Origin of the sequence: Micromonospora sp. NPDC049047, from assembly GCF_040649135.1 — a bacterium.
Classification (GTDB): domain Bacteria; phylum Actinomycetota; class Actinomycetes; order Mycobacteriales; family Micromonosporaceae; genus Micromonospora.
In genome coordinates, this window is sequence record NZ_JBEZEY010000014.1 from 21,340 (window position 1) to 41,369 (window position 20,030).

General features: G+C 70.8%; 16 protein-coding genes and 1 pseudogene. 5 read left to right on the forward strand and 12 right to left on the reverse strand.

Annotated features, from left to right (window positions below; translation table 11 throughout):
• Nucleotides 1–53: 53 nt before the first annotated feature.
• Nucleotides 54–449 (forward strand): chorismate mutase, encoded by a 396-nt coding sequence (locus AB0B86_RS21575; RefSeq protein ID WP_357419639.1) that lies wholly within the window; start codon nt 54–56, stop codon nt 447–449.
• Nucleotides 450–562: 113 nt separating this feature from the next.
• On the opposite strand, the gene AB0B86_RS21580 is transcribed toward AB0B86_RS21575, so the two are convergent.
• From AB0B86_RS21580 to AB0B86_RS21610, 7 genes are all read right to left on the reverse strand, one after another.
• The gene (locus tag AB0B86_RS21580; protein WP_357419642.1) at nt 563–1,576 is read right to left on the reverse strand and encodes a dipeptide ABC transporter ATP-binding protein; all 1,014 of its coding nucleotides are present in this window, start codon (nt 1,574–1,576) and stop codon (nt 563–565) included.
• Complete coding sequence (locus tag AB0B86_RS21585) at nt 1,569–2,597, reverse strand: ABC transporter ATP-binding protein (RefSeq protein WP_357403322.1); 1,029 nt, start codon at nt 2,595–2,597, stop codon at nt 1,569–1,571. Before AB0B86_RS21585 ends, AB0B86_RS21580 begins: the two co-directional genes overlap by 8 nt.
• A 25-nt stretch (nt 2,598–2,622) precedes the next feature.
• A complete protein-coding gene (locus AB0B86_RS21590) occupies nt 2,623–3,591 on the reverse strand; it encodes an ABC transporter permease (protein ID WP_357402987.1) in 969 nt (322 codons plus the stop codon).
• Nucleotides 3,584–4,510: an ABC transporter permease gene (locus tag AB0B86_RS21595; RefSeq protein ID WP_357402985.1), complete on the reverse strand. Its 927-nt coding sequence runs from the start codon at nt 4,508–4,510 to the stop codon at nt 3,584–3,586. The genes AB0B86_RS21590 and AB0B86_RS21595 overlap by 8 nt, the downstream gene beginning before the upstream one ends.
• Nucleotides 4,511–4,659: 149 nt before the next feature.
• The gene (locus AB0B86_RS21600; RefSeq protein ID WP_357402983.1) at nt 4,660–6,297 is read right to left on the reverse strand and encodes an ABC transporter substrate-binding protein; all 1,638 of its coding nucleotides are present in this window, start codon (nt 6,295–6,297) and stop codon (nt 4,660–4,662) included.
• A gap of 576 nt (nt 6,298–6,873) precedes the next feature.
• Entirely contained in the window at nt 6,874–7,560 is a 687-nt protein-coding gene (locus AB0B86_RS21605; RefSeq protein ID WP_357403320.1) for a response regulator transcription factor, read from the reverse strand.
• Nucleotides 7,561–7,562: 2 nt separating this feature from the next.
• A complete protein-coding gene (locus AB0B86_RS21610; protein ID WP_357402980.1) occupies nt 7,563–8,828 on the reverse strand; it encodes a PspC domain-containing protein in 1,266 nt (421 codons plus the stop codon).
• A gap of 157 nt (nt 8,829–8,985) precedes the next feature.
• Between AB0B86_RS21610 and AB0B86_RS21615 the strand changes: the two genes are divergently transcribed.
• The 3 genes and pseudogenes from AB0B86_RS21615 to AB0B86_RS21625 all read left to right on the forward strand — a co-directional run bounded on the left by AB0B86_RS21615 (nt 8,986) and on the right by AB0B86_RS21625 (nt 12,779).
• Entirely contained in the window at nt 8,986–10,779 is a 1,794-nt protein-coding gene (locus tag AB0B86_RS21615; RefSeq protein ID WP_357419650.1) for a PspC domain-containing protein, read from the forward strand.
• Nucleotides 10,776–10,970 (forward strand): annotated as a pseudogene (locus AB0B86_RS21620) (hypothetical protein); the annotation flags it as partial. The gene AB0B86_RS21615 and the pseudogene AB0B86_RS21620, both read left to right, overlap by 4 nt.
• A 555-nt stretch (nt 10,971–11,525) precedes the next feature.
• Complete coding sequence (locus tag AB0B86_RS21625; RefSeq protein WP_357402976.1) at nt 11,526–12,779, forward strand: phosphatidylserine decarboxylase; 1,254 nt, start codon at nt 11,526–11,528, stop codon at nt 12,777–12,779.
• A gap of 59 nt (nt 12,780–12,838) precedes the next feature.
• On the opposite strand, the gene AB0B86_RS21630 is transcribed toward AB0B86_RS21625, so the two are convergent.
• From AB0B86_RS21630 to AB0B86_RS21640, 3 genes are all read right to left on the reverse strand, one after another.
• Nucleotides 12,839–13,777: a CDP-alcohol phosphatidyltransferase family protein gene (locus AB0B86_RS21630; protein WP_357402974.1), complete on the reverse strand. Its 939-nt coding sequence runs from the start codon at nt 13,775–13,777 to the stop codon at nt 12,839–12,841.
• Between the two features lie 344 nt (nt 13,778–14,121).
• Entirely contained in the window at nt 14,122–15,027 is a 906-nt protein-coding gene (locus tag AB0B86_RS21635) for an NUDIX domain-containing protein (protein ID WP_357419653.1), read from the reverse strand.
• A gap of 136 nt (nt 15,028–15,163) precedes the next feature.
• Nucleotides 15,164–16,114 (reverse strand): NUDIX domain-containing protein, encoded by a 951-nt coding sequence (locus AB0B86_RS21640; RefSeq protein WP_355428277.1) that lies wholly within the window; start codon nt 16,112–16,114, stop codon nt 15,164–15,166.
• Nucleotides 16,115–16,257: 143 nt separating this feature from the next.
• Between AB0B86_RS21640 and AB0B86_RS21645 the strand changes: the two genes are divergently transcribed.
• Nucleotides 16,258–16,611, forward strand: coding sequence for a PspC domain-containing protein (locus AB0B86_RS21645; RefSeq protein WP_357402970.1), 354 nt, complete (start codon nt 16,258–16,260; stop codon nt 16,609–16,611).
• A 7-nt stretch (nt 16,612–16,618) separates the two neighbouring features.
• Here AB0B86_RS21645 and guaA read toward each other — a convergent pair whose 3' ends face one another.
• Together guaA and AB0B86_RS21655 are read right to left on the reverse strand one after the other, a co-directional pair.
• Nucleotides 16,619–18,175, reverse strand: a complete 1,557-nt coding sequence (gene guaA, locus AB0B86_RS21650; RefSeq protein ID WP_357402968.1) for a glutamine-hydrolyzing GMP synthase — start codon at nt 18,173–18,175, stop codon at nt 16,619–16,621.
• 66 nt (nt 18,176–18,241) lie between these two features.
• Nucleotides 18,242–19,939 (reverse strand): GMC family oxidoreductase, encoded by a 1,698-nt coding sequence (locus tag AB0B86_RS21655; protein ID WP_357402966.1) that lies wholly within the window; start codon nt 19,937–19,939, stop codon nt 18,242–18,244.
• Nucleotides 19,940–20,030: the final 91 nt, after the last annotated feature.

The following is a 20,030-nucleotide window of genomic DNA, read 5'->3' on the forward strand; positions in this document are numbered from 1 at the left end:
CTTTTTCTGTCCCGGGTTCCGGGCACCGGGCACCACAGTGCGAGAGGTACCCGATGATGACAGACGTGATGGAGCAGAGCGGCAGCCCGACCCGGCGCGAGTCGGAGCAGCCCGTGCCGAACGGGACCGAGCCGACGGTGTCCGCACCGGAGGCGGTCGACAACGCCGTGCCGGTCGAGGCACGGACCGGCACCGAGGAACCAGCCGCCGCTGCGCGGATCGTGCAGATCAGGGAACGGATCGACGAGATCGACAACGCGATGATCGCGCTCTGGCAGGAGCGCGCCGCGTTGTCCCAGGAGGTCGGGGCGACCCGGATGGCATCTGGCGGAACGCGCCTGGTGCTCTCCCGGGAACGGAAGATCCTGGAGCGGTTCCGGGTCGCGCTCGGTGCCGACGGCACCCAGCTGGCCCTGCTGTTGCTCCGCGCGGGCCGCGGCCCGCTCTGAGCGGGATGGCTGGCGGTCGGTGTGCGCCGGCACGGAGGCGGCCGGGCCGGGTCACAGATAGCCGAAACCGCCTGCCGTCGTCGCGTTGACGTCGGCAGGCGGTTACGGGTGAATCAGGCCTCGTGGGTGGCGACGATCTCGCGCCGCTCCGCGAAGTGGCAGGCGCTCGGGTGGTCCGAGTTCTGCCGGATCTCCAGCAGCGGGACCTGCTCGGCGCAGACGTCCTGCGCCTTCCAGCAGCGGGTCCGGAACCGGCAGCCCGAGGGCGGGCTGATCGGCGACGGCACGTCACCGGTGAGCCGGATGATCGTCTTGTTGTTCCGCTGCGTCGGGTCCGGAACCGGCACCGCCGACAGCAGAGCCTGGGTGTACGGGTGGGTCGGCCGCTCGTAGATCTCGTCCTCGGTGCCGATCTCGACGACCTTGCCGAGATACATCACCGCGACCCGGTCCGACAGGTGGCGGACCACGGACAGGTCGTGGGCGATGAAGATGTACGACAGCCCCAACTCGCCCTGCAACCGCTCCAGCAGGTTCATCACCTGGGCCTGGATGGAGACGTCGAGCGCCGACACCGGCTCGTCGCAGACGATGATCTCGGGCCGCAGGGCGAGGGCGCGGGCGATGCCGATGCGCTGCCGCTGACCGCCGGAGAACTGGTGCGGGTACCTGTTGATGTGCTCCGGGTTGAGCCCGACCAGGTCGAGCAGTTCCCGCACCTTGGCCCGGCGGCTGCCCTTCGGCGCCACCTCCGGGTGGATCTCGAACGGCTCACCGAGCAGGTCGCCGACTGTCATCCGAGGGTTCAGCGAGGTGTACGGGTCCTGCATGACCAGCTGGATCTGCCGGCGCATGCGTCGCAGCGCCCCACCGGAGAGCTTGGAGATGTCCTGGCCCTTGTAGACCACGTTGCCGGCGGTCGGCTTCTCCAGGTTCATCAGCACCCGGGCGAGGGTCGACTTGCCGCAGCCGGACTCGCCAACCACGCCGAGCGTCTCGCCGGCGCGCAGACCGAACGAGACGCCGTCGACCGCCTTGACCTGACCGACGGTCTTCTTGAACACCACACCCTGCGTGACGGGGTAGTGCTTGACCAGGTCATTGACCTCGAGGATGTTCTCAGACACGGTTCACCAGTTCCTCGGCGAAGTGGCAGGCGCTGGCCCGGGCGGGGCCGATCTGCAGCAGCGGCGGGACCTTCTCCCGGCACACCGGCTGAGCCATCGGGCACCGCGGGTTGAACGGGCAGCCCGGCGGGATGTTCATCAGGTTCGGCGGGAGGCCCTTGATCGTCCGGAGCTGCTGCCCCTTCTCGTCGAGGCGAGGAATCGAGTCGATCAAACCCAGGGTGTACGGGTGCGCCGGCTTGGCGTACAGCTCGTACACGTCGGCTTCCTCGACGATCCGGCCCGCGTACATGACCGCGATCCGGTCCGCGACGTCGGCGACCACGCCGAGGTCGTGGGTGATCAGGATCATGCCCATCTGCCGCTCACGCTGGAGCTCGGCGAGCAGGTCCATGATCTGGGCCTGCACCGTCACGTCGAGGGCGGTGGTCGGCTCGTCCGCGATCAGCACCTCCGGGTCGAGCGCCAGCGACATCGCGATCATCGCGCGTTGCCGCATGCCACCGGAGAACTGGTGTGGGTAGTTGTTGAAGCGGCCCTTGGCGTTCGGGATCTTGACCTGGTCGAGCATCTCGATCGCGCGCTTCTTGGCCTCGGCGCGACCCAGGCCCCGCCGGACCCGGAACTGCTCGGCGATCTGGAACCCGACGGTGAAGACGGGGTTCAGCGCGGAGAGCGCGTCCTGGAAGATCATCGCGATGCCCTCGCCGCGGATGCGACGACGCTCCTCGTCGGACATGCGGAGCATGTCCTTGCCGTTGAAGCGCACCTGACCGCCGGTGACGAAGCCGGGCGGCGTGTCGAGGATGCCCATGATGGTCTGCGCGGTGACGCTCTTGCCGGAGCCGGACTCGCCGAGCACGGCGAGGGTCTCCCCCGCGTCGACGTGGTAGGTGACCCCGTTGATGACCTTTGCGACGCCGTCCCGGGTGCGGAACTCCACCCGCAGGTCGTCGACCTCGAGCAGCCGGCCGGAGGGACGTCCGGACCCGCCGGATCCCGGCGCGGACTGCTCGGACACGAGAATGTCGGACACTGGATCTCCCCTAGCGGAGTTTCGGATCGAGGGCCTCGCGGACCGCCTCACCGAGCATCACGAAGCTCAGTACTGCGGCGACGAGGAATGCGGCGGGGAAGAACACCAGCCCTGGCGCGACCCGGATGAAATCCTTGCCCTCGCTGATCATGATGCCCCAGGACACCACCGGAGACTTGAGGCCGACACCCAGGAAGGACAGGGTGGCCTCGGCGCCGATGAACGAGCCGACCATGATCGTGCCGTAGACCAGCAGCGGGGCCAGACAGTTCGGCAGCAGGTGCTTGAGGATGATCCGTCCGCTGCCGGCACCCAGTGCGCGCGCCGCGACGATGTAGTCGGCCTCCTTGGTGGACAGCACCGACGAGCGCATCAACCGCATCACGACCGGCCAGCTCAGCACGATAAGCGAAGCGATCACCAGGCCCATGATCTTGGCCTTGCCGTTGCCGGAACCCGAACCGTTGAACGTGGTGAGGATGACGATTGCGCCGAGGACGAAGGGCACACCGAAGAACACGTCGGCGATCCGGCTGAGCAGAGCGTCCACCCAGCCACCGCGGTAACCGGAGATGACGCCCATCGCACCGCCCACGAGCAGGGTGCCGACCACGGAGAGCAGGGCCACGATGATGGACGCCCGCGCACCGTAGATGACCCGGGCGTAGACGTCTCGGCCCTGCACGTCGTAACCGAACCACCCCTCGGCGGACGGCTTGTTGAGGCTGCGGGACAGCGATCCGTTGACCGCGTCGCCCGGCGCGAACAGCGCCGGGAAGGCCGCCATCAGCAGGAAGAAGACGATAAGGGTGGCCGAGATCCAGAACAGCGGCTTACGCCGAAGGTCGCGCCAGGCGTCACCGAGCAGGCCGCGGGGCTTCTCGTTGCTCTGCGGCATGCCCGCGGTGGCGGGGGCGGGAGAGTCGGTCGGGTGCGCGGCGGGGGTGCTGACGATCGATGCGGTACTCGGGTCACTCATAGCGGATCCTCGGGTCCAGTGCGGCGTAGAGCAGGTCAACCAGCAGGTTCATCAGGAGATAGACCAGCACCAGGACGACCACGATCCCTACCACGGTAGCGCTCTCCTTGGTAATGATCGCGCGGTAGACCTCGCGACCGATACCGTTGATGCCGAAGATGCCCTCCGTGACGATCGCGCCGCCCATCAGGGCACCGAGGTCGGTGCCGAGCAGGGTGACCACCGGAATGAGCGAGTTGCGCAGCAGGTGGATGCCCACGACCCGCCGCATCGGCAGGCCCTTGGCGATGGCGGTGCGCACGTAGTCGGCCCGGCGGTTCTCCGCGATGCTCGTTCGGGCCACCCGGGCGATGTACGCCACCGAGGCGCTACCGAGCACGAAGCCCGGCACGATCAGCTCGGACCACCGCATCTCCGAGGAGACGGTCGGCTTGATGATGCCCCACTGCACGCCCAGCAGCCACTGCAGCACGAAGCCGACCACGAACACCGGCAGCGCGAGCAGGAAGAGCGTGGAGACCAGGACGAGGTTGTCCAGAAAACCGTTGCGGCGCAGGCCGGTCAGGATGCCGGCACCGAGGCCGATGACAGCCTCGATGGCGAGCGCGACCAGGGCCAGCTTCAGGGTGTTGGGGTACGCCGTGGCGATGATGCCGCCGATGTCGCGCTGGGAGAACGTCTGCCCGAAGTCACCCTGGAGCAGGTTCTTCATGTAGTTGAAGTACTGCACGAAGACGTTCTGGTCCAGGTGGTACTTCTCGGTCATGAACGCGATGTACTGGTCCGGGCAGCGGCGCTCGCCGCACTTGCCGGCGAACGGATCGCCCGGCACGGCCCAGACGAGCCAGTAGATCAGGAACGTCGAGCCGATGAAGACCGGCACGAGTTGGAGCAGCCGTCTCAACAAATAACGGCCCATGGGGTGGTCCTCCAGACAGGGGGCGCGTCGGACGGCCGACACGGTGGTGACAACGTGGCGAGTGGCGTGCTGTGACACCCACTCGCGGAACGGCCCCGGGTCGGGCTCACCGGATGTGGCGAGCCCGACCCGGGGTCAGACCGTTCGGATCAGAGCTCGACCGAGGTGATGTCGAGTTCGCCGACGTTGTTCAGCTCGAGCTTCTTGATCTTCTCCGAGTGGCCGGACTGCTGGCCGTAGAAGTAGATCGGGATGCTCGGGACGTCCTGGTCGATCTTCTCGACGGCCTTGGTGAACGCCTCGTGCGAGGCCTCCAGGCTCGGCGCGGAGCCGGCCTGCTTGGCCAGGGTGTCCACCTCAGGGCTGCTGTACAGGCCGTCGTTCGAGGAACCATTCGTCACGTAGAGCGGGTTGATCCAGTTCTCGACGTCCGGGTAGTCCTGCTGCCAGGCAGCGCGGTACGGGCCCTTCATCGAGTGGGCGTTGACGTTCTGGCGGAAGACCGCGAAGGTCGGCATGCCCTCGGCCCGAGCGTTGATGCCCAGGTTGGTCTTGACCTGCTGCGCAACGGCGTCCATCCAGTCCTTGTGGCTGGAGTCCGAGTTGTAGTAGAAGACCATCTCACCGGAGAAGCCACCGGCCTCGGCCAGCAGGGTGCGGGCGGTCTCCACGTCGAACTTGCAGGCGGTGCAGTTGCCCGGCTTCGCGCCCGGGGTCAGCGGGTTCGCCCAGCTGTCGGCCGGCTTGCGGGTACCGAAGAAGATCTTGTCCGAGATCTCCTGCCGGTTGATCGCCAGCGACACGGCACGACGCAGCTTCGGGTTCTGGAAGCGCTTGTCGTAGATCGGGAAGGCGATCAGCGCGGTCGTCGGCGTGACGGTGTTCCGGCCCCGCTCGCCGAGGTCGGTCTTCCACTTGTCGCCGGCGAGCGCCGAGGTCGGGAGCGACTCCAGGAAGTCCAGGTTGTTGGCCAGCACGTCGTTGTAGGCGGCCGTCTCGTCCTGGTACAGCTTGACGTCGACGTCCTTGATCTTCATCTTGTCGCGCAGGTTGTAGTCATCGAAGCGGGTCAGCTTGATGAGCACGTTGTCCTGCCACGACACGAACTTCACCGGGCCGTTGCCGATCGGGTTCTTGCCGAACTCCTCGGGCTTCTGGGTGAAGAAGGCGTCCGGCAGCGGCACGAAGGCGCTGTAGCCGAGCTTGGTCGGGAAGACCGCGGTCGGCGCGGACAGGGTGACCTCGAAGGTCTGCTCGTCGATGACCTTCAGGCCGGACAGCTTCTCAGCGGTCGGCGCCGGGGCCTTCTTCGGGCCGTCCGGGCCATCCGGGTCACTGGTGTAGGTCTGGTCGAAGCCCTGGATGTCAGAGAAGAAGCTGCCGTTCTGCGCGCCGTTCGGCGAGTAGGCGGCCCAGTTCCAGGCGTCGACGAAGTTCTTCGCCTTCACCTCGGTACCGTCGTGGAACTTGGTACCCTTCTTGATCTTGATCGTGAAGACCTTGGAGTCCGTGGTGTTGATGGACTCCGCAAGCGCGTTCCGCGGGGCCCCACCATCGTTCGGGTACTCGACCAGGCCGGTCCACAGCCAGTCGACGATCTTGCCGCCGCCGGTCTCCGTGGTGTTCGCCGGGACCAGCGGGTTCTCCGGCTGGACACCGTGGATGACGATCGCGCCGTCGCCGCTGGCGGCGGTCTCACCTTCGCCACCACTCGAGCAACCGCTCGCGACAAGCGCGGCAGCCGCGCTGAGCGCGATCGCGCTCGTCGCCCGCTTCGAGACTCTCATTCCGAGGGGCCTCCTCTTTCTAACCAGGTTCCGTCGTGGGTTTCACGCACGTTTGGGGGTGACACCGCCCGACCACCCCGGGGCGCGGGTCGCCGGGACCACAGGGAAGTTGGGGACACCCCTGATGTTCCGATCCGCCGGGCTCCCCCGCCAACGAGGCGCGACACGACGCAGGAGGCACGGCCACGAACCGCCACGACGGGCGGGGACATGGTCATGGGCCGTACGGAGTGCCACACACCGATGGTGAGGTGCTGCCACTGTGACACCAACTGGCCTCTTCCGTGAAGGTGCCGTTATCAAGCCGTTAGTTGCCCGCCATGTTGTCGATACTTGAAAAATGATCATAAAACGGTCGACACGGGCTGCACTGAGCAGGAAATACGTTGCGTCGCCCGCAGATGTGGTCTCGGCCCGCACTCAGGCTCCGGACCCACCTCTGCCCAATAGGACGTCCAACACGGCTCACATTTCGACCCATCCGGACAGGTCGACTACGGCTGCACGGGCACGATCACCGGCTGGGTGGACGAGGGCGCGGAGATCGTTCGTCTGATCCTCGGCCCGGCGACGCTGTCACACCAGTCGGCGATCCGCCGCCCAGCGGGAGAGTTCGTAGCGGTTGGACATCTGAAGTTTGCGGAGCACGTTCGACACGTGCGTCTCCACCGTCTTGATGGAGATGAACAGCTCCTTGGCGATCTCCTTGTACGCGTACCCCCGGGCCAACAGGCGCAACACCTCCCGCTCACGGTTGGTGAGCTGGTCCAGCTCCGGGTCGGCCACCGGGGCGTCCGGTCGGGCCGCGAAGGCGTCGAGCACGAAACCGGCCAGCCGTGGGCTGAACACGGCGTCCCCGTCCGCCACCCGTCGAATCGCCGCGGCCAGCTCATCCGGGGAGATGGTCTTCGTCACGTACCCCCGCGCCCCGGCCCGGATCAACCCGATCACGTCCTCCGCCGCGTCGGAAACGCTCAACGCCAGGAACTTGACCTGCGGGTGGGTACGCCGCATCGCCTCCAGCACCGCGCGGCCACCGCCGTCGGGCATGTGCACGTCGAGCAGCACCACGTCCGGGCCGACCGCCGCGATCCGGGTGACCGCCTCGGTCACGGTGCTCGCCTCGCCCACCACCTCGACGTGGGCGCCCAACTCCGCGCGCACCCCGGCCCGGAACATGGCGTGGTCGTCCACCAGGAACACCCGGAGCCGCTCGGGGCGGGCATCCGCCGGGTCGAGGTGCTCGGTCGACTGCTCGGCCATGGTCATCTGTTCCTCTCCGTTGCGGACGAGTCCCGGGAGATCGGCAGTATCAACCGGACCTCGGTCCCCTCCCCCGGTCCGGACCGGATCTCGGCCCGTCCGCCGTGCCGCTTCATCCGCCCGACGATCGAGCCGCGTACGCCGTGCCGATGATCCTCCACGGTATCCGGATCGAAGCCCTTGCCCCGGTCCCGGATGAAGACGCTTACCTGTTCGGGCTCCACCTCGGCGTAGAGCGACACGGTCTGCACGCCGGCGTGCCGGGCCGCGTTCACAAGCGCCTCCCGGGCGGCCGCGACAAGCGCGCCGACCTTCTCGTCGGTCTCGCGGTCCCCCACCACGACCGCCTCCACGGTGATCGCGTAGGTGTCCTCGACCTCGGCGGCGGCCTGCTCCAGCGCCGCGGCGAAGCGCTCGCTCGGTGACGCGGTCGGCTTGTACAGCCAGTTGCGCAGCGAACGCTCCTGCCCTCTGGCCAGCCGCTGCACCATCTTGACGTCGCTGGCGTTGCGCTGGATCAGGGCCAGGGTGTGCAGCACCTGGTCGTGCACCATGGCGGCCAACTCGGCCCGCTCCTGCTCACGGATGCGCCCCTCGCGCTCCGAGCGGAGCTGGTTGTACGTCCGCCAGAGCACTGGCGCGGCGACCACGCCGACCCCCGCCAGCCCGACCAGCGCGAAGATCACACCATTGATCACCGCGTCGAAGTTCTGAGCCGGCGAGTAGACCGCCGCGACGCCAATGATGCCGACCGCGACGAGCACCCCGCCGCCGATGAACCGGAGCACGAACGCCCGCCGGTCACTCTCCTCGACGACCGCGCCGAGCCAGGGCACCGGCATCGCGTTGCCCCACTGCCGCCGCCGCTCCGGTGCGGACTGGTGCCAGATGACCCCGGCGCCGACGGCGATGATGGCCACCAGCCAACCGGCGGTGCCGGCCGCGCCGACCGAGTCGAAGACCATCACCTGGATCAACAGGACACCGAGCCCGATCCCCACGAACGGCAGGAGTTGGGCGACATCGCGTCGGGGCGGCACCGCTGTGTCACCGGGTCGCAACGGCACCACCGCCCAGAAGGCCGCGTAGAGCAGCAGGCCGAGCCCGCTCAGGCCGAGCAGCACCATGAACGCGACGCGCACCCGCAGCACCGAGATGCCGAGATGGTCGGCGATACCGGCAGCGACGCCGGCGGCCATCCGGTGCTCGGGGGCGCGGTAGAGGCGCGGGGGCGGAATCACGGTGCTGATCGGAGGCTCCCTGGTCACAGTGGCGGGTGTGGTGGAGGTCGGTGATCTGATCGTCACACGCTGCGGCGTCGACGACCACGGGGACGCCCCCGACATTTCCGGCCGCCGGATCTCAGGGTGGGGTCAGGGTCGGGTCCTGAGGTCGCTCGGGCTCACCTGGCAGCAGGATCGAAGCATGACCGAGGAAGCTGCCCCGCCGCCCCGACCGGGGTCGGCCGAGCCGGGTGGTTCAGCACCGCCCCCACCAGCCACGACGCCCGCCGAATGGACCGAGCCCCGCCCGTTCGGTCCGCCCACCGGCCACGGCCCCGCGACCGGCGACACACCAGCCGATCCGGCCGGCGGCTACCCGCCGCCCACCGGGGGTCCCGGGCCGGGGTTCGCGGCCGGCGCCGGCTACGGAGCCGCCGGCACGCCACCCGGGCCGGGTGGTCCGGGTCCGTCCGCGCCGCCACCGCCGCTCGGCGCCGGCTTCACCTCGCGGTACGGGTTGGTCCGGCCACGCGAGGGGCGGTATCTGGCCGGCGTCTGCGCGGCGATCGGGCGGGCCACGAACACCGACCCGGTGCTCTGGCGGGTGCTGCTCGCGGTGCTCGGGTTCTTCGGTGGCATCGGCATCCTGGTGTACGTCGCCGCCTGGTTGATCATCCCGAACGAGGGCGACACCGCGTCCCCGATCGAGTCCATGCTCGGTCGCGGTCGCTCCAGCATGTCGCCGGTGACCGTCATCGTCCTGGGCATCCTGGTCGCGGCAAGCTTCGGCTACATCGTCACCGACGCCTTCCGCGCGGTGCTGCTCGGCGCGGCCATCCTGGTCGCCGGCGCGCTGCTGCTCAACCGGGACAACCGCGGCCCGCAGCCGGGCACCCCGGCCGGGCCGGCACCGACCGGTAACCCGCCCGGCCCGGTCCCACCGGTGACCTGGCCCGCGCCGTCGTACGGCGGGGCACCGCCAACCGTCCCACCGGTGACGGCACCGATGGCCGGTGGGGCCCCGGCGTACGCCACCGCGACCGCGGGGCGACCGCCCACCGTCACCACCTCGACGTACGACCTGCCGCCGACCGCCACCGCGCAGCCGGTCTCCGGGCCGGGCCCGGTGTCCGGGCAACCGGCTGACCCGACGACCGTGGGAGCGGGCTGGCCGGCACCCGCCACCGGCTGGCCGGGCAGCAACCAGCCCACCGCCGGGTGGCCGTCGGCACCGGTGACCAGCCCGGCCACCGGCCCGGCCGGCTATCCGAGTGCCGCCCCGGCGTCCGGCTACCGCCCCCCGTTCGCGCCGCACGGCCCGTACGCCTCGCCAGCCCCGGCCACGTCCCGTCCACCGAAGCCGCCGAAGCCACCGAAGCGCCCCAAGGAACGGTCCCCGCTCGGCGCGGTGACCTTCTCCCTGATCTTCCTGGTCCTCGGTCTGGTCGCCCTGCTCGACCTGCTCGACGTCTTCGCCATCAGCGCCTCGGCGTACTTCGCGGCCGCGCTTGCCACCATCGGGCTGGGGCTGCTGGTCGGCACCTGGTTCGGGCGGGCCCGCTGGCTCATCGCGCTCGGTCTGGTGACCGCGGCGGCGTTGGGCACGGCGACGGTCGCCGAGTCCTACGACCGCATCCGCGGGGTCGACGGGGCGGTGACCTGGGCGCCGACGGACTACCGCGACCTGGCCGACAGGTACGAGAACAGCTTCGGTGACGCCGTACTCGACCTGCGTGGGATCGATTTCGCGAAACGGGACAGCCAGGTGACGGTGGCCATCAACTTCGGCAAGGCGACAGTTGTCGTCCCGCCGAACGTGGACGTCACCACGGTGGCCGACGTCAACGCGGGCGACGCCACCATCTTCGGCAACCGTTCGGGCGGGCTGGACGGCCGCCTGCAGGAGACCACCGATCTCGGTGCCGACGGTGCCGGCGGCGGCAAGCTGCGCCTGTACATCCATGTCAACGCGGGCAACCTGGAGGTGACCCGGTGAAGGCTCACCGCACGGATCTGGTGTCGTTCGCCTTCGGGCTCGTGTTCCTGGCCCTGTCGGCCTGGTGGCTGCTCGCTCAGCTGCTCGGGTTCGCGCTGCCGGCGGTCGGTTGGTTCCTGGCCGGCGCACTCATCCTGATCGGGGTCTTCGGGCTGGTCGGCGCACTGCGCTCGGGTCGGTCGGGCCAGCCGGAGCAGGCCACCGAGGTCGGTGCGACAGTGGCCGCCGCGCCCGGCTCCGGCGCGTCCGCTCCGGTTTCCGGGATGCCGACCTCCGGTGCGGCACTGCCGGTCTGGGAGGCCGACCGTTCCACCTGGGACGCTTCGCCAACGGCAGCGACCCCGGAGACGGCCACCACCGAGGTACGAGCACCGGAGGCCGCTCCCACCGACGTGATCCACCCGGCCTGGCTGGCCCACTCGCCGGCGGAGCCGGAGAGCGGCCAGCCCGACGAGCCGACGCTTCCGCTCGGCGGTCGGGTGCCAAGCAAGCCGGAGCCGACCCGGCCCGACCATCCGGCCGAGGCGGTCGGCGACCGCCCGGGTGACGAGCGGGAGGGTCGGCGGGGAGAGGCCTGACCTCGGGCGCAGCCCGGCCTCGGCCGGCTCCACCACCACGGCGGTGCCACTGGTCGGGACGGACGCATATGCTGGCTGGTGGAGATTTCGCCTCCGCCGGCCGGCCCGTCCCGCCATGGCGGTCCCGCCGCGATTCCCCTCTCTACCCCCGTCAGGAGCCCGCCCGACATGACCCAGTCCCCCGCCGTGCGTACGACCGGCCGATCCGGTCCGGTCCGCATCGGCGAGCGAGCCGCCCGTACCCTCGTCGCCGAGCTGGCCCGGATCAACGAGCCCAAGGCCGCCCTGCTGGTCGGGGTGGGCCCGGAGTCCGCGGTGCTGGCCGCGGCGATCGAGGCGCTGCTCCCCGGTGACCGGCTCTCCGTGGTGCCCGCCGAGCCGTTCGGCGCCACCGCGCTCCGCGAGCACGTCAACGCCCAGGGCCGCTGGGTCGCCGACCGGGTGGGGGTCGTCGACTCCCTGGCCGAGGCGGAAGCCGCCCGGGTCGTCATCGCCGGCGAGGTGTTCAGCGGCACCGCCGAGGAGACCCGCAGTGCCATCGAGGGTTTGACCAAATACCTGTCCGACGGTGCGGTCCTGAGCGTGGCGACCACCGCCACGCCCGGCCGGACCACCGGGGCTGCCGCCGAGTTGGCCCGCCAGGACGCCCTCTACGGCATCGGCGCCGATCTGGTGCTGCGCAACTCGCCACCGGTGCGGGTCTACCGACTGCGCTTCACCCCGGCGAGCCCCGCCACGGCGGAGCGGCTCGCGCCCGCGTACCGGCCATCGAGCGTGCCGCTGACCCGTGGCATGCACATCGACTCCAACGGGGTGGCCGCCGCCGGCATCACGCTTGGCCTCGCGGCGCTGGCCCGGGTTGCCCGCCCGTCGTCGAAGCTCTGGCTGTTGCCGGCGCTGGCCGCCGGGCCGGTCGCCGCGTTCTTCCGGGACCCGGAGCGCGACGTACCGGAGGATCCGACAGCTGTGGTCGCCAGCGCCGACGGCAAGGTCCTGTCGGTGCAGCGACTGCACGACGAGCGCTTCGGCGACGGCGAGTGGCTGCGGGTCGCGGTTTTCCTGTCGGTGCTCGACGTGCACGTCAACCGTTCCCCGGTCGCGGGCAAGGTGGTGGACTACTTCGTCGCCGACGGCGGCTTCGTCAACGCGATGAAGCCGGACGCCGAACACAACGTGGCCGCGTACACGGTGCTGGACACCGCTCGCGGCACTGTGGTGGTCGCGCAGCGCACCGGGTTGATCGCCCGTCGGATCGTGCAGCGAGCGCCGATCGGCGCGCTGTTGGCCAAGGGCGAGCGCTTCGGGCTGATCCGCTTCGGCTCACGGACCGACGTCTACCTGCCGGCCGACGCCGCGGACCCGTTGGTCGGGCCGGGCGACAAGGTGGTGGGCGGGTCCACTGTCATCGCCCGCTGGCGCTGACCCGGAACGTGCGAACGGGGCGCCGCGGTCAGCGGCGCCCCGTTCTCGTTACGGACGGATCAGGCGGTACGACGTTGCCGCAGCCAGAGCACCGGACCGCTGACCAGGTAGCCCACCACGATCAGCGCGAACGTGAGCCGGATGTCGACAAGTGCGCCGATCACCGGGGCCAGCCACAGCCACGGCGGCAGCTTCACCAGTCGGGCGAGTTTGGCGTACGGGAAGCTCGACACCATCGCGAAGGCGAGCAGCGCGACACCCGCGACAAGCACGGCACCGGGCACGGGCAGACCGATCGCCACCGTCACGGCGAGCACCGCGGCCGCCATCGTGGTGGGCACGCCGCAGAAGAACCGGCCGTCCTTCGGCGAGACGTTGAAGCGGGCCAGTCGGATCGCGGCGCAGGCCGCGACCAGGGCGCACGCCACCGCCGCCGCGGCCGTGGAGACGGAACCGGCGAGCGAGGCGTAGACCACCACCGGCGCGGCGAGGCCGAACGAGCACATGTCGGCCAGGGAGTCCATCTGTGCGCCGAACGGGCTGGCGACGCCCAGCCGCCGGGCCAGTGCGCCGTCCAGGCCGTCGAAGGCGACGCAGGCGATCAGGCAGAGTGCGGCGATCCGAACCTCGTTCTGCATGGCCAGGAAGATGGCCAGCATGCCGAGCATCAGGCTCGCCAGCGTGCAGGCGTTCACCAGACCGAACTTCATCCGGCGGGCGACGGTGCGCTCACCGGGGAGCAGCGGGATCGAATGCGACGACGCCTCGTCGACGTGCGCCACGGGCGGCATCGCCGGACTGACCGGCATGATCGCTTCGATCTCCGCTCGGCTGGCGCCCGGAGCCGGCCGGCTGAGCCGGTCCAGGCCGTAGCGGCGGCGCTGCCGGTCGGCGTAGCGGTGCTCGGTCGGGGTCAGGTCGGTCGCGTGCAGGTCGCCGTCACGGCGACCCACCCGGACCAACAGCACCTGGCGGGCGAATGTGCTGCTGCGGCGCAACGGGCCCGCCCAGCGACGCCCTGCGGGGCGCGGACTGTCAGTAGTACGACGCCGGCGCCATGGGGCTCTCGGCACGTTTCCTCCATCACCGGATCGGCTAGCCGCCGCGGGGCGGGTGTCCGGCTGTCTCGTGCCGGACCGTGTGGCCCGGCAGCCTCTTGCGCGGAGTACACCATCGCATAGGGGAACATGGCTTGGCGATAGCTGCCGGCGGTACTTATATCTGGTCTAAACCGCGCGAACCGCTCGCTTATTCCCATCCCGGGCTTCATCGCCCGTTTCCTCCATCATTCCCGCCATTGACTGTACCGGAGGGTCACCAGGTCGGCTCGTCGAGCGCGGTGCTATCGGCCACGCTGTCCGATTGCCGAGGCAGCGATGTCAGTGAGCGGCAGGTCGAGGGCCTGCTCCCGGGTGAACCAGCCGGCCCGCGCCGTCGAACCTCCGGTGGATTCGGTGACCACCGCATCGGTGGGCGCGTCCACGAGCACCCGATAGACCACCCGTACGCCGTGCCAGTCCAGCGGCCGGCCCTCCGGGCCGAGCGCGGCGGGGTTGTGCAGGTTGTTCACCCCGAGGATCTCCCCCACCCGGCCCCGCTGACCACCCTCCTCGATGAGTTCCCGCAGCAGACCGGTGGCCGGCTGCTCGCCATGATCGGTCCCACCGCCGGGGAGGTGCCACAGGCCGGCCCCCGGATAACCGGCCGCGATCTCGGTGAGCAGGATCCGCCCAGCCGGGTCGGTGACCAGCCCGTACGCCCCGAAGCGCAGCCTCTGATCGGGATGCGACGGCGGCAGCGCCACCCGCGACCGCTGCGTTCCGGGCGGCAGTGGGGTGACCGGCAGGCCGAGCATCCGGGCGGTGAACGGCGTCAGCGGCACCCCCGCCGCCTCGGCCAGGGTGAGCCAGCGCACCCGGTCGACCGGGCCGCCGCCCGCCTCGCGCGGTGTGCCGTCCGGCGCTCCGAGCTCGAACAGGAGCCGATCGGTGTGCAGCGAGACGTCGTCCTCCGGACCGGCGACCACGTCGGCGACCGCCGCGCGCAGCCGGCCGACTGTCACCGTCAGCCCGGTCTGCTCGGCGACCGCCCGGACCAGGGCGCGCTCCGGGTGCTCGGCGTGCGCCACCGCGCCACCGGGCAGCCGCCAGATCCCCGGGAACTCACCCCCGACCCCGTCCCGCACCACCAGCAGCCGGCCCGAGTCCCACAAGATCCCATAGCCACCAACGCGCCGCGCAAGCTCCATCCCGCCCACTCCGCTCCCCCACCAACCGCCGGCCGACCGACCCGGTCGACCCGTCCGTCGATCATGAGGTTATTGCCATCCAACTCGGCGCGTCCTGGCAACAACTTCATGATCGACGCTGGGAGGGGCTGCGGGGTCAGGTGAGCTGGGCGGCCTGGACCGCTTCGGCGGTGACCTCGGTGAGGCGGTCGGTGGGGAGCGCGCCCAACTCCTCGCGGCCGAACCAGCGGGCCTCGCAGGTGGAGCCGCCCACGTCGGCCACGGTCAGTGGGTTGGGCTGGTCGACGACGACGCGGTAGAAGGCGCGTACGCCGTGCCAGTCGATCGGGTAGCCCTCGGGGCCGAGCGAGGCGGCGTCGCGGTGGCTGGCCACCCCGAGCAGCTCGACAAGGCGGCCGGCCTGGCCGGTCTCCTCGACCAGTTCGCGGATGAGTGCCGCACCGGGCTGCTCGCCGTAGTCGGTGCCGCCGCCGGGCAGGTGCCAGCAGCCGGCGCCCGGGTAGCCGTCGGAGATGCGGGTGAGCAGCACCCGGCCGGCGGGGTCGGTGCAGACCGCGTACGCGGCGAAACGCTGGGCCCGGTGCAGCCCGTCGGGGCCGGGCACGGCGTAGAAGGAGGGGAACTCGGGTGCCTCGTCGGGCACCACGTCGGCCGAGGAGGCGGGCAGCCCGAGGGCGCGTGCGGTGAACGAGCGCAGCGGCAGTTCGCGTGCCTCGTCGAGGGTGTACCAGCGGGCCAGGTCGGTGGGGCGTTCGCCGACCCGGTCGGCGAGGGTGCCGCCGCGGACCGCGACCCGGTAGATCAGCCGGTCGGTGTGGATGGTGATGCCCCGGTCCGGGAGTGCCCGCATGTCGGCGAGCACGTCGGCGAGGCCGGAGACGGCGACGGAGAGGCCGGTCTCGGCGGCGGTTTCCCGAACGACAGTGTGGTTCGGGTCCTCACCGTGGTCGACGGCCCCGCCGGGCAGCGACCACGCCCCGGGGGTGCCGGAGTGCTCCGATGCGCGGACCAGCAAGACGCGGCCGCTTGAATCAGCACAAACTGCGTATGCCGCGATCCTGCGGAGCGGCTTGAGCAAGGTGGTCACGGAAGCAAATTCTCCCCGGGCCGGGTTACCGGAACGGAAAAGAGTCGGATTCCTGACTGTCTGGCCTCAATCAGGGATCGGTCAGGGTAAGGATCCGGGCGGTCACCGAGGGCGGGACAGGCCCCGGCGCGGACCGTGGAGGCATGACATCGACCACCGCTCCCCACGCCCCGTACAAGCAGCTCCGTCGACCCACCACCGACCGCATGGTCGCGGGGGTCGCGAGCGGCGTCGGCCGCTACTTCGCGGTCGACCCCACAGTGGTCCGGGTGGCCTTCGCGGTCACCGGCCTGCTCACCGGCGGGCTCGCGCTGCTCGCGTACCCGATCATGTGGTTCCTGATGCCCGAGGAGCCCACCGGCGCGCCGGCCTGGCCGCACGCCGCGGGCGTCGCGCCGCACGCCGGCCCACCGCCGACCGCCGGGCCTGCCCCCGGGTACGCCCCGACGCCGCCCTACCCGCCGACGACGCCGTCCAGCCCGCCGCCGGCCGCGTGAGGCCGGCTCACTCCCACTCGATGGTGCCCGGCGGCTTGCTTGTCACGTCCAGCACCACCCGGTTGACCTCGGCCACCTCGTTGGTGATCCGGGTGGAGATCCGGGCGACGACCTCGTAGGGCAGCCGGGACCAGTCGGCGGTCATCGCGTCCTCGCTGGAGACCGGGCGCAGCACCACGGGATGCCCGTAGCTGCGCCCGTCTCCCTGCACACCGACACTGCGCACGTCGGCGAGCAGCACCACCGGGAACTGCCAGACGCCCCGGTCCAGGCCGGCTGCGGTCAACTCCTCGCGGGCGATCAGGTCGGCCTGGCGGAGCAGGTCGAGGCGTTCCTGGTTGACCGCGCCGATGATCCGGATGGCCAGGCCGGGGCCGGGGAACGGGTGCCGCCAGACCATCGCCTCGGGCAGGCCCAACTGGAGGCCGAGCGCGCGGACCTCGTCCTTGAACAGGGTGCGCAGCGGCTCGACGAGCGCGAACTTCAGGTCCTCCGGCAGCCCGCCGACGTTGTGGTGACTCTTGATGTTGGCGGTGCCGGTGCCGCCGCCAGACTCCACCACGTCGGGGTAGAGGGTGCCCTGAACGAGGAACTCCACGTCGCCGTGTGAGGCGATCTCGCGGGCGGCGGCCTCGAAGACCCGGATGAACTCCCGACCGATGATCTTGCGCTTCTGCTCCGGGTCGGTCACGTCGGCCAGCGCGCCGAGGAACCGGTCGGTGGCGTCGACCACCTTCAGCTTGATGCCGGTGGCCGCTACGTAGTCCTTCTCCACCTGCTCGGCCTCGCCCGCGCGCAGTAGACCGTGGTCGACGAAGACGCAGGTGAGCTGATCACCGACCGCCTTGTGCACGAGCGCGGCGGCGACCGCGGAGTCCACCCCGCCGGACAGGCCGCAGATGACCTCCTTGTCGCCCACCTGGGCGCGGATCCGGGCAACCTGCTCGTCGATGATGTTCTCGGGCGTCCAGGTCGGCTCGATGCCGGCGATGTCGTACAGGAAGCGGGTGAGCATCTCCTGGCCGTGCGCTGTGTGCCCGACCTCCGGGTGGAACTGCACGCCGGCCCGCCGCCCGGCCAGGTCCTCGAAGGCGGCCACCGGAGCGCCGGCCGACTCGGCGGTCACCGTGAAGCCCTCGGGCGCCTCGGTCACGGCGTCACCGTGGCTCATCCAGACCGGCAGGTCCGCCGGCAGGTCGCGCAGCAGCACACCCGGATCGAGCAGGCGGGGTCGCAGCGGCGTGCCACCGTACTCACGGTTGCCGGTCCTCGCCACCGTGCCACCGAGCGCCTGGGCCATCGCCTGGAAGCCGTAGCAGATGCCGAAGACCGGCACGTCGGCGCTGAACACGCCCGCGTCGATCTGCGGGGCGTCCGGCGCGTAGACGCTGGCCGGGCCACCGGAGAGGATGATCGCGGCGGGGTTCTTCGCCAGCATCTCGGCGATCGGCATCGAGTGCGGCACGATCTCGGAGTAGACCTTCGCCTCGCGGACCCGGCGCGCGATGAGCTGGGCGTACTGGGCTCCGAAGTCCACCACGAGGACGGGGCGAGGCAGGCTCATGTGCGCAAAGCCTACCGACAGTCACGGCCGCGCCCGGCACCGGCTCGCCCGCCGGCCGGCCCGGGCTCACCGACGCAGCGCGCCCGGGGCGTCCGCCGGCACCGCCGGGTGGTGCGGGGGCACTGGTGTCAGCCGACGGTACGCGGACCCGAGCGGCGGGCGCGGGTCCTCCTCGCCCCGGTTGGGCCAGAAGGACATCGCCCGCTCGGCCTGGGCGGTGATCGTCAACGACGGGTTCACGCCGAGGTTGGCCGAGACCGCCGCGCCGTCGACGACGTGCAGGCCAGGGTGCCCGTACACCCGGTGCCAGGGGTCGATCACCCCGTCGGCCGGGGTGGCGCCGATCACCGCCCCGCCCAGGATGTGCGCGGTGATCGGGATGTCGAACGGTTCGGTGAGCGAGCCGCCGGGCGTACCGCCGATCTCCTCGGCGAGCAACCGGGCCGCCGTGTTGCCAGCGGGGATCCAGGTCGGGCTGGGGCTGCCGTGCCCTGGGCCGGCGACCAGGCGAGGACCGAAGGCGCCGCGCCGCCACCTGGTGGTCAGCGAGTTGTCCACCGACTGCATCACCAGGGCGATCACCGTCCGCTCCGACCAGCCGCGCACCGACACCATCCGGGCGGCCAGCCCCGGTTGCCGCACGATGCTGCCCAGCCAGCGCCGCACCCGGTGCGGGCCGCCGTCGACGAGCAGCGACTGGAGCAGCCCCATCGCGTTGGAGCCGCGCCCGTAGCGGACCGGCTCGATGTGGGTCTGCGGGTCCGGGTGGAACGAGCTGGTGATCGCCACGCCGCCGGTGAAGTCCAGCCCTTCGGCCCGGGCCTGCTGGCGTGCCACCGAGGCACCCAGGATCGCCTCGGAGTTGGTCCGGGTCAGCTCTCCCAGGCGCGGTGAGAGCCCGGGCAGCACGCCGTCGTCCTTCATCGCGTGCAGCAGCCGTTGGGTGCCGAGCGCCCCGGCGGCGAACACCACCTGGTCGGCGTGGATCACCTGGCGGCGATGACGCACCCAGGCGCCGGTGCGGACGGTGTGCACCTCGTACCCACCCTCTGCGGCGGGTTTGACGGCGGTCACGGTGGTCAGCGGGTGCACCACGGCGCCCAGCCGCTCGGCGAGATAGAGATAGTTCTTGACCAGGGTGTTCTTCGCCCCGTGCCGGCAGCCGGTCATGCACCCGCCGCAGTGCGTGCAGCCGGTGCGCTCCGGGCCGGCGCCGCCGAAGTACGGGTCGGCGACCCGCTCGCCGGGACGGCCGATGTGCACCCCGACCGGGGTGGGGTGGAAGGTGTGCCCCACCCCCATCCGCTCGGCCACCGCCCGCATCGCCCGGTCCGCGCCGGTGTTCACCGGGTACGTGGTGACGCCGAGCATCCGCTTCGCCTGGTCGTAGTGGCGGGCCAACTCGCCGCGCCAGTCGGTGATGTCCCGCCACTGCGGGTCGGTGTAGAAGGCCGGCAGCGGCTCGTAGAGGGTGTTCGCGTAGACCAGCGAGCCGCCACCCACCCCGGCTCCGGAGAGCACCAGCACACCACCGCCGGAGCGCTTCGCGGCCGGGCGGAGCAGGGTGATCCGCTGGATGCCGTAGCAGCCCAGCTTCGGTGCCCACAGGAACCGGCGGGCGCGCCAGGACGTCTGCGGGAACTCGTCGTCGGCGAAGCGGCGGCCCGCTTCCAGCACGGCGACGGAGTAGCCCTTCTCGGCCAGCCGGAGCGCTGTGACGCTGCCGCCGAAGCCGGACCCGATGACGAGCACGTCGTACCGCATGGAGGCATCATTACTCGCGAGTAGCGCTCGCGCCAGCGCCCGATTTCGCGCGATCATGCTCCGGCCGACCGACCCGGCGCCTTCCGGCCGC

Coding starts and splice junctions, on each gene's coding strand:
- AB0B86_RS21575 (WP_357419639.1), top strand. CDS start 54: ATGATGACAGACGTGATGGAGCAGAGCGGCAGCCCGACCCGGCGCGAG.
- AB0B86_RS21590 (WP_357402987.1), bottom strand. CDS start 3,591: ATGAGTGACCCGAGTACCGCATCGATCGTCAGCACCCCCGCCGCGCAC.
- AB0B86_RS21595 (WP_357402985.1), bottom strand. CDS start 4,510: ATGGGCCGTTATTTGTTGAGACGGCTGCTCCAACTCGTGCCGGTCTTC.
- AB0B86_RS21600 (WP_357402983.1), bottom strand. CDS start 6,297: ATGAGAGTCTCGAAGCGGGCGACGAGCGCGATCGCGCTCAGCGCGGCT.
- AB0B86_RS21605 (WP_357403320.1), bottom strand. CDS start 7,560: ATGGCCGAGCAGTCGACCGAGCACCTCGACCCGGCGGATGCCCGCCCC.
- AB0B86_RS21615 (WP_357419650.1), top strand. CDS start 8,986: ATGACCGAGGAAGCTGCCCCGCCGCCCCGACCGGGGTCGGCCGAGCCG.
- AB0B86_RS21625 (WP_357402976.1), top strand. CDS start 11,526: ATGACCCAGTCCCCCGCCGTGCGTACGACCGGCCGATCCGGTCCGGTC.
- AB0B86_RS21635 (WP_357419653.1), bottom strand. CDS start 15,027: ATGGAGCTTGCGCGGCGCGTTGGTGGCTATGGGATCTTGTGGGACTCG.
- AB0B86_RS21645 (WP_357402970.1), top strand. CDS start 16,258: ATGACATCGACCACCGCTCCCCACGCCCCGTACAAGCAGCTCCGTCGA.
- guaA (WP_357402968.1), bottom strand. CDS start 18,175: ATGAGCCTGCCTCGCCCCGTCCTCGTGGTGGACTTCGGAGCCCAGTAC.
- AB0B86_RS21655 (WP_357402966.1), bottom strand. CDS start 19,939: ATGCGGTACGACGTGCTCGTCATCGGGTCCGGCTTCGGCGGCAGCGTC.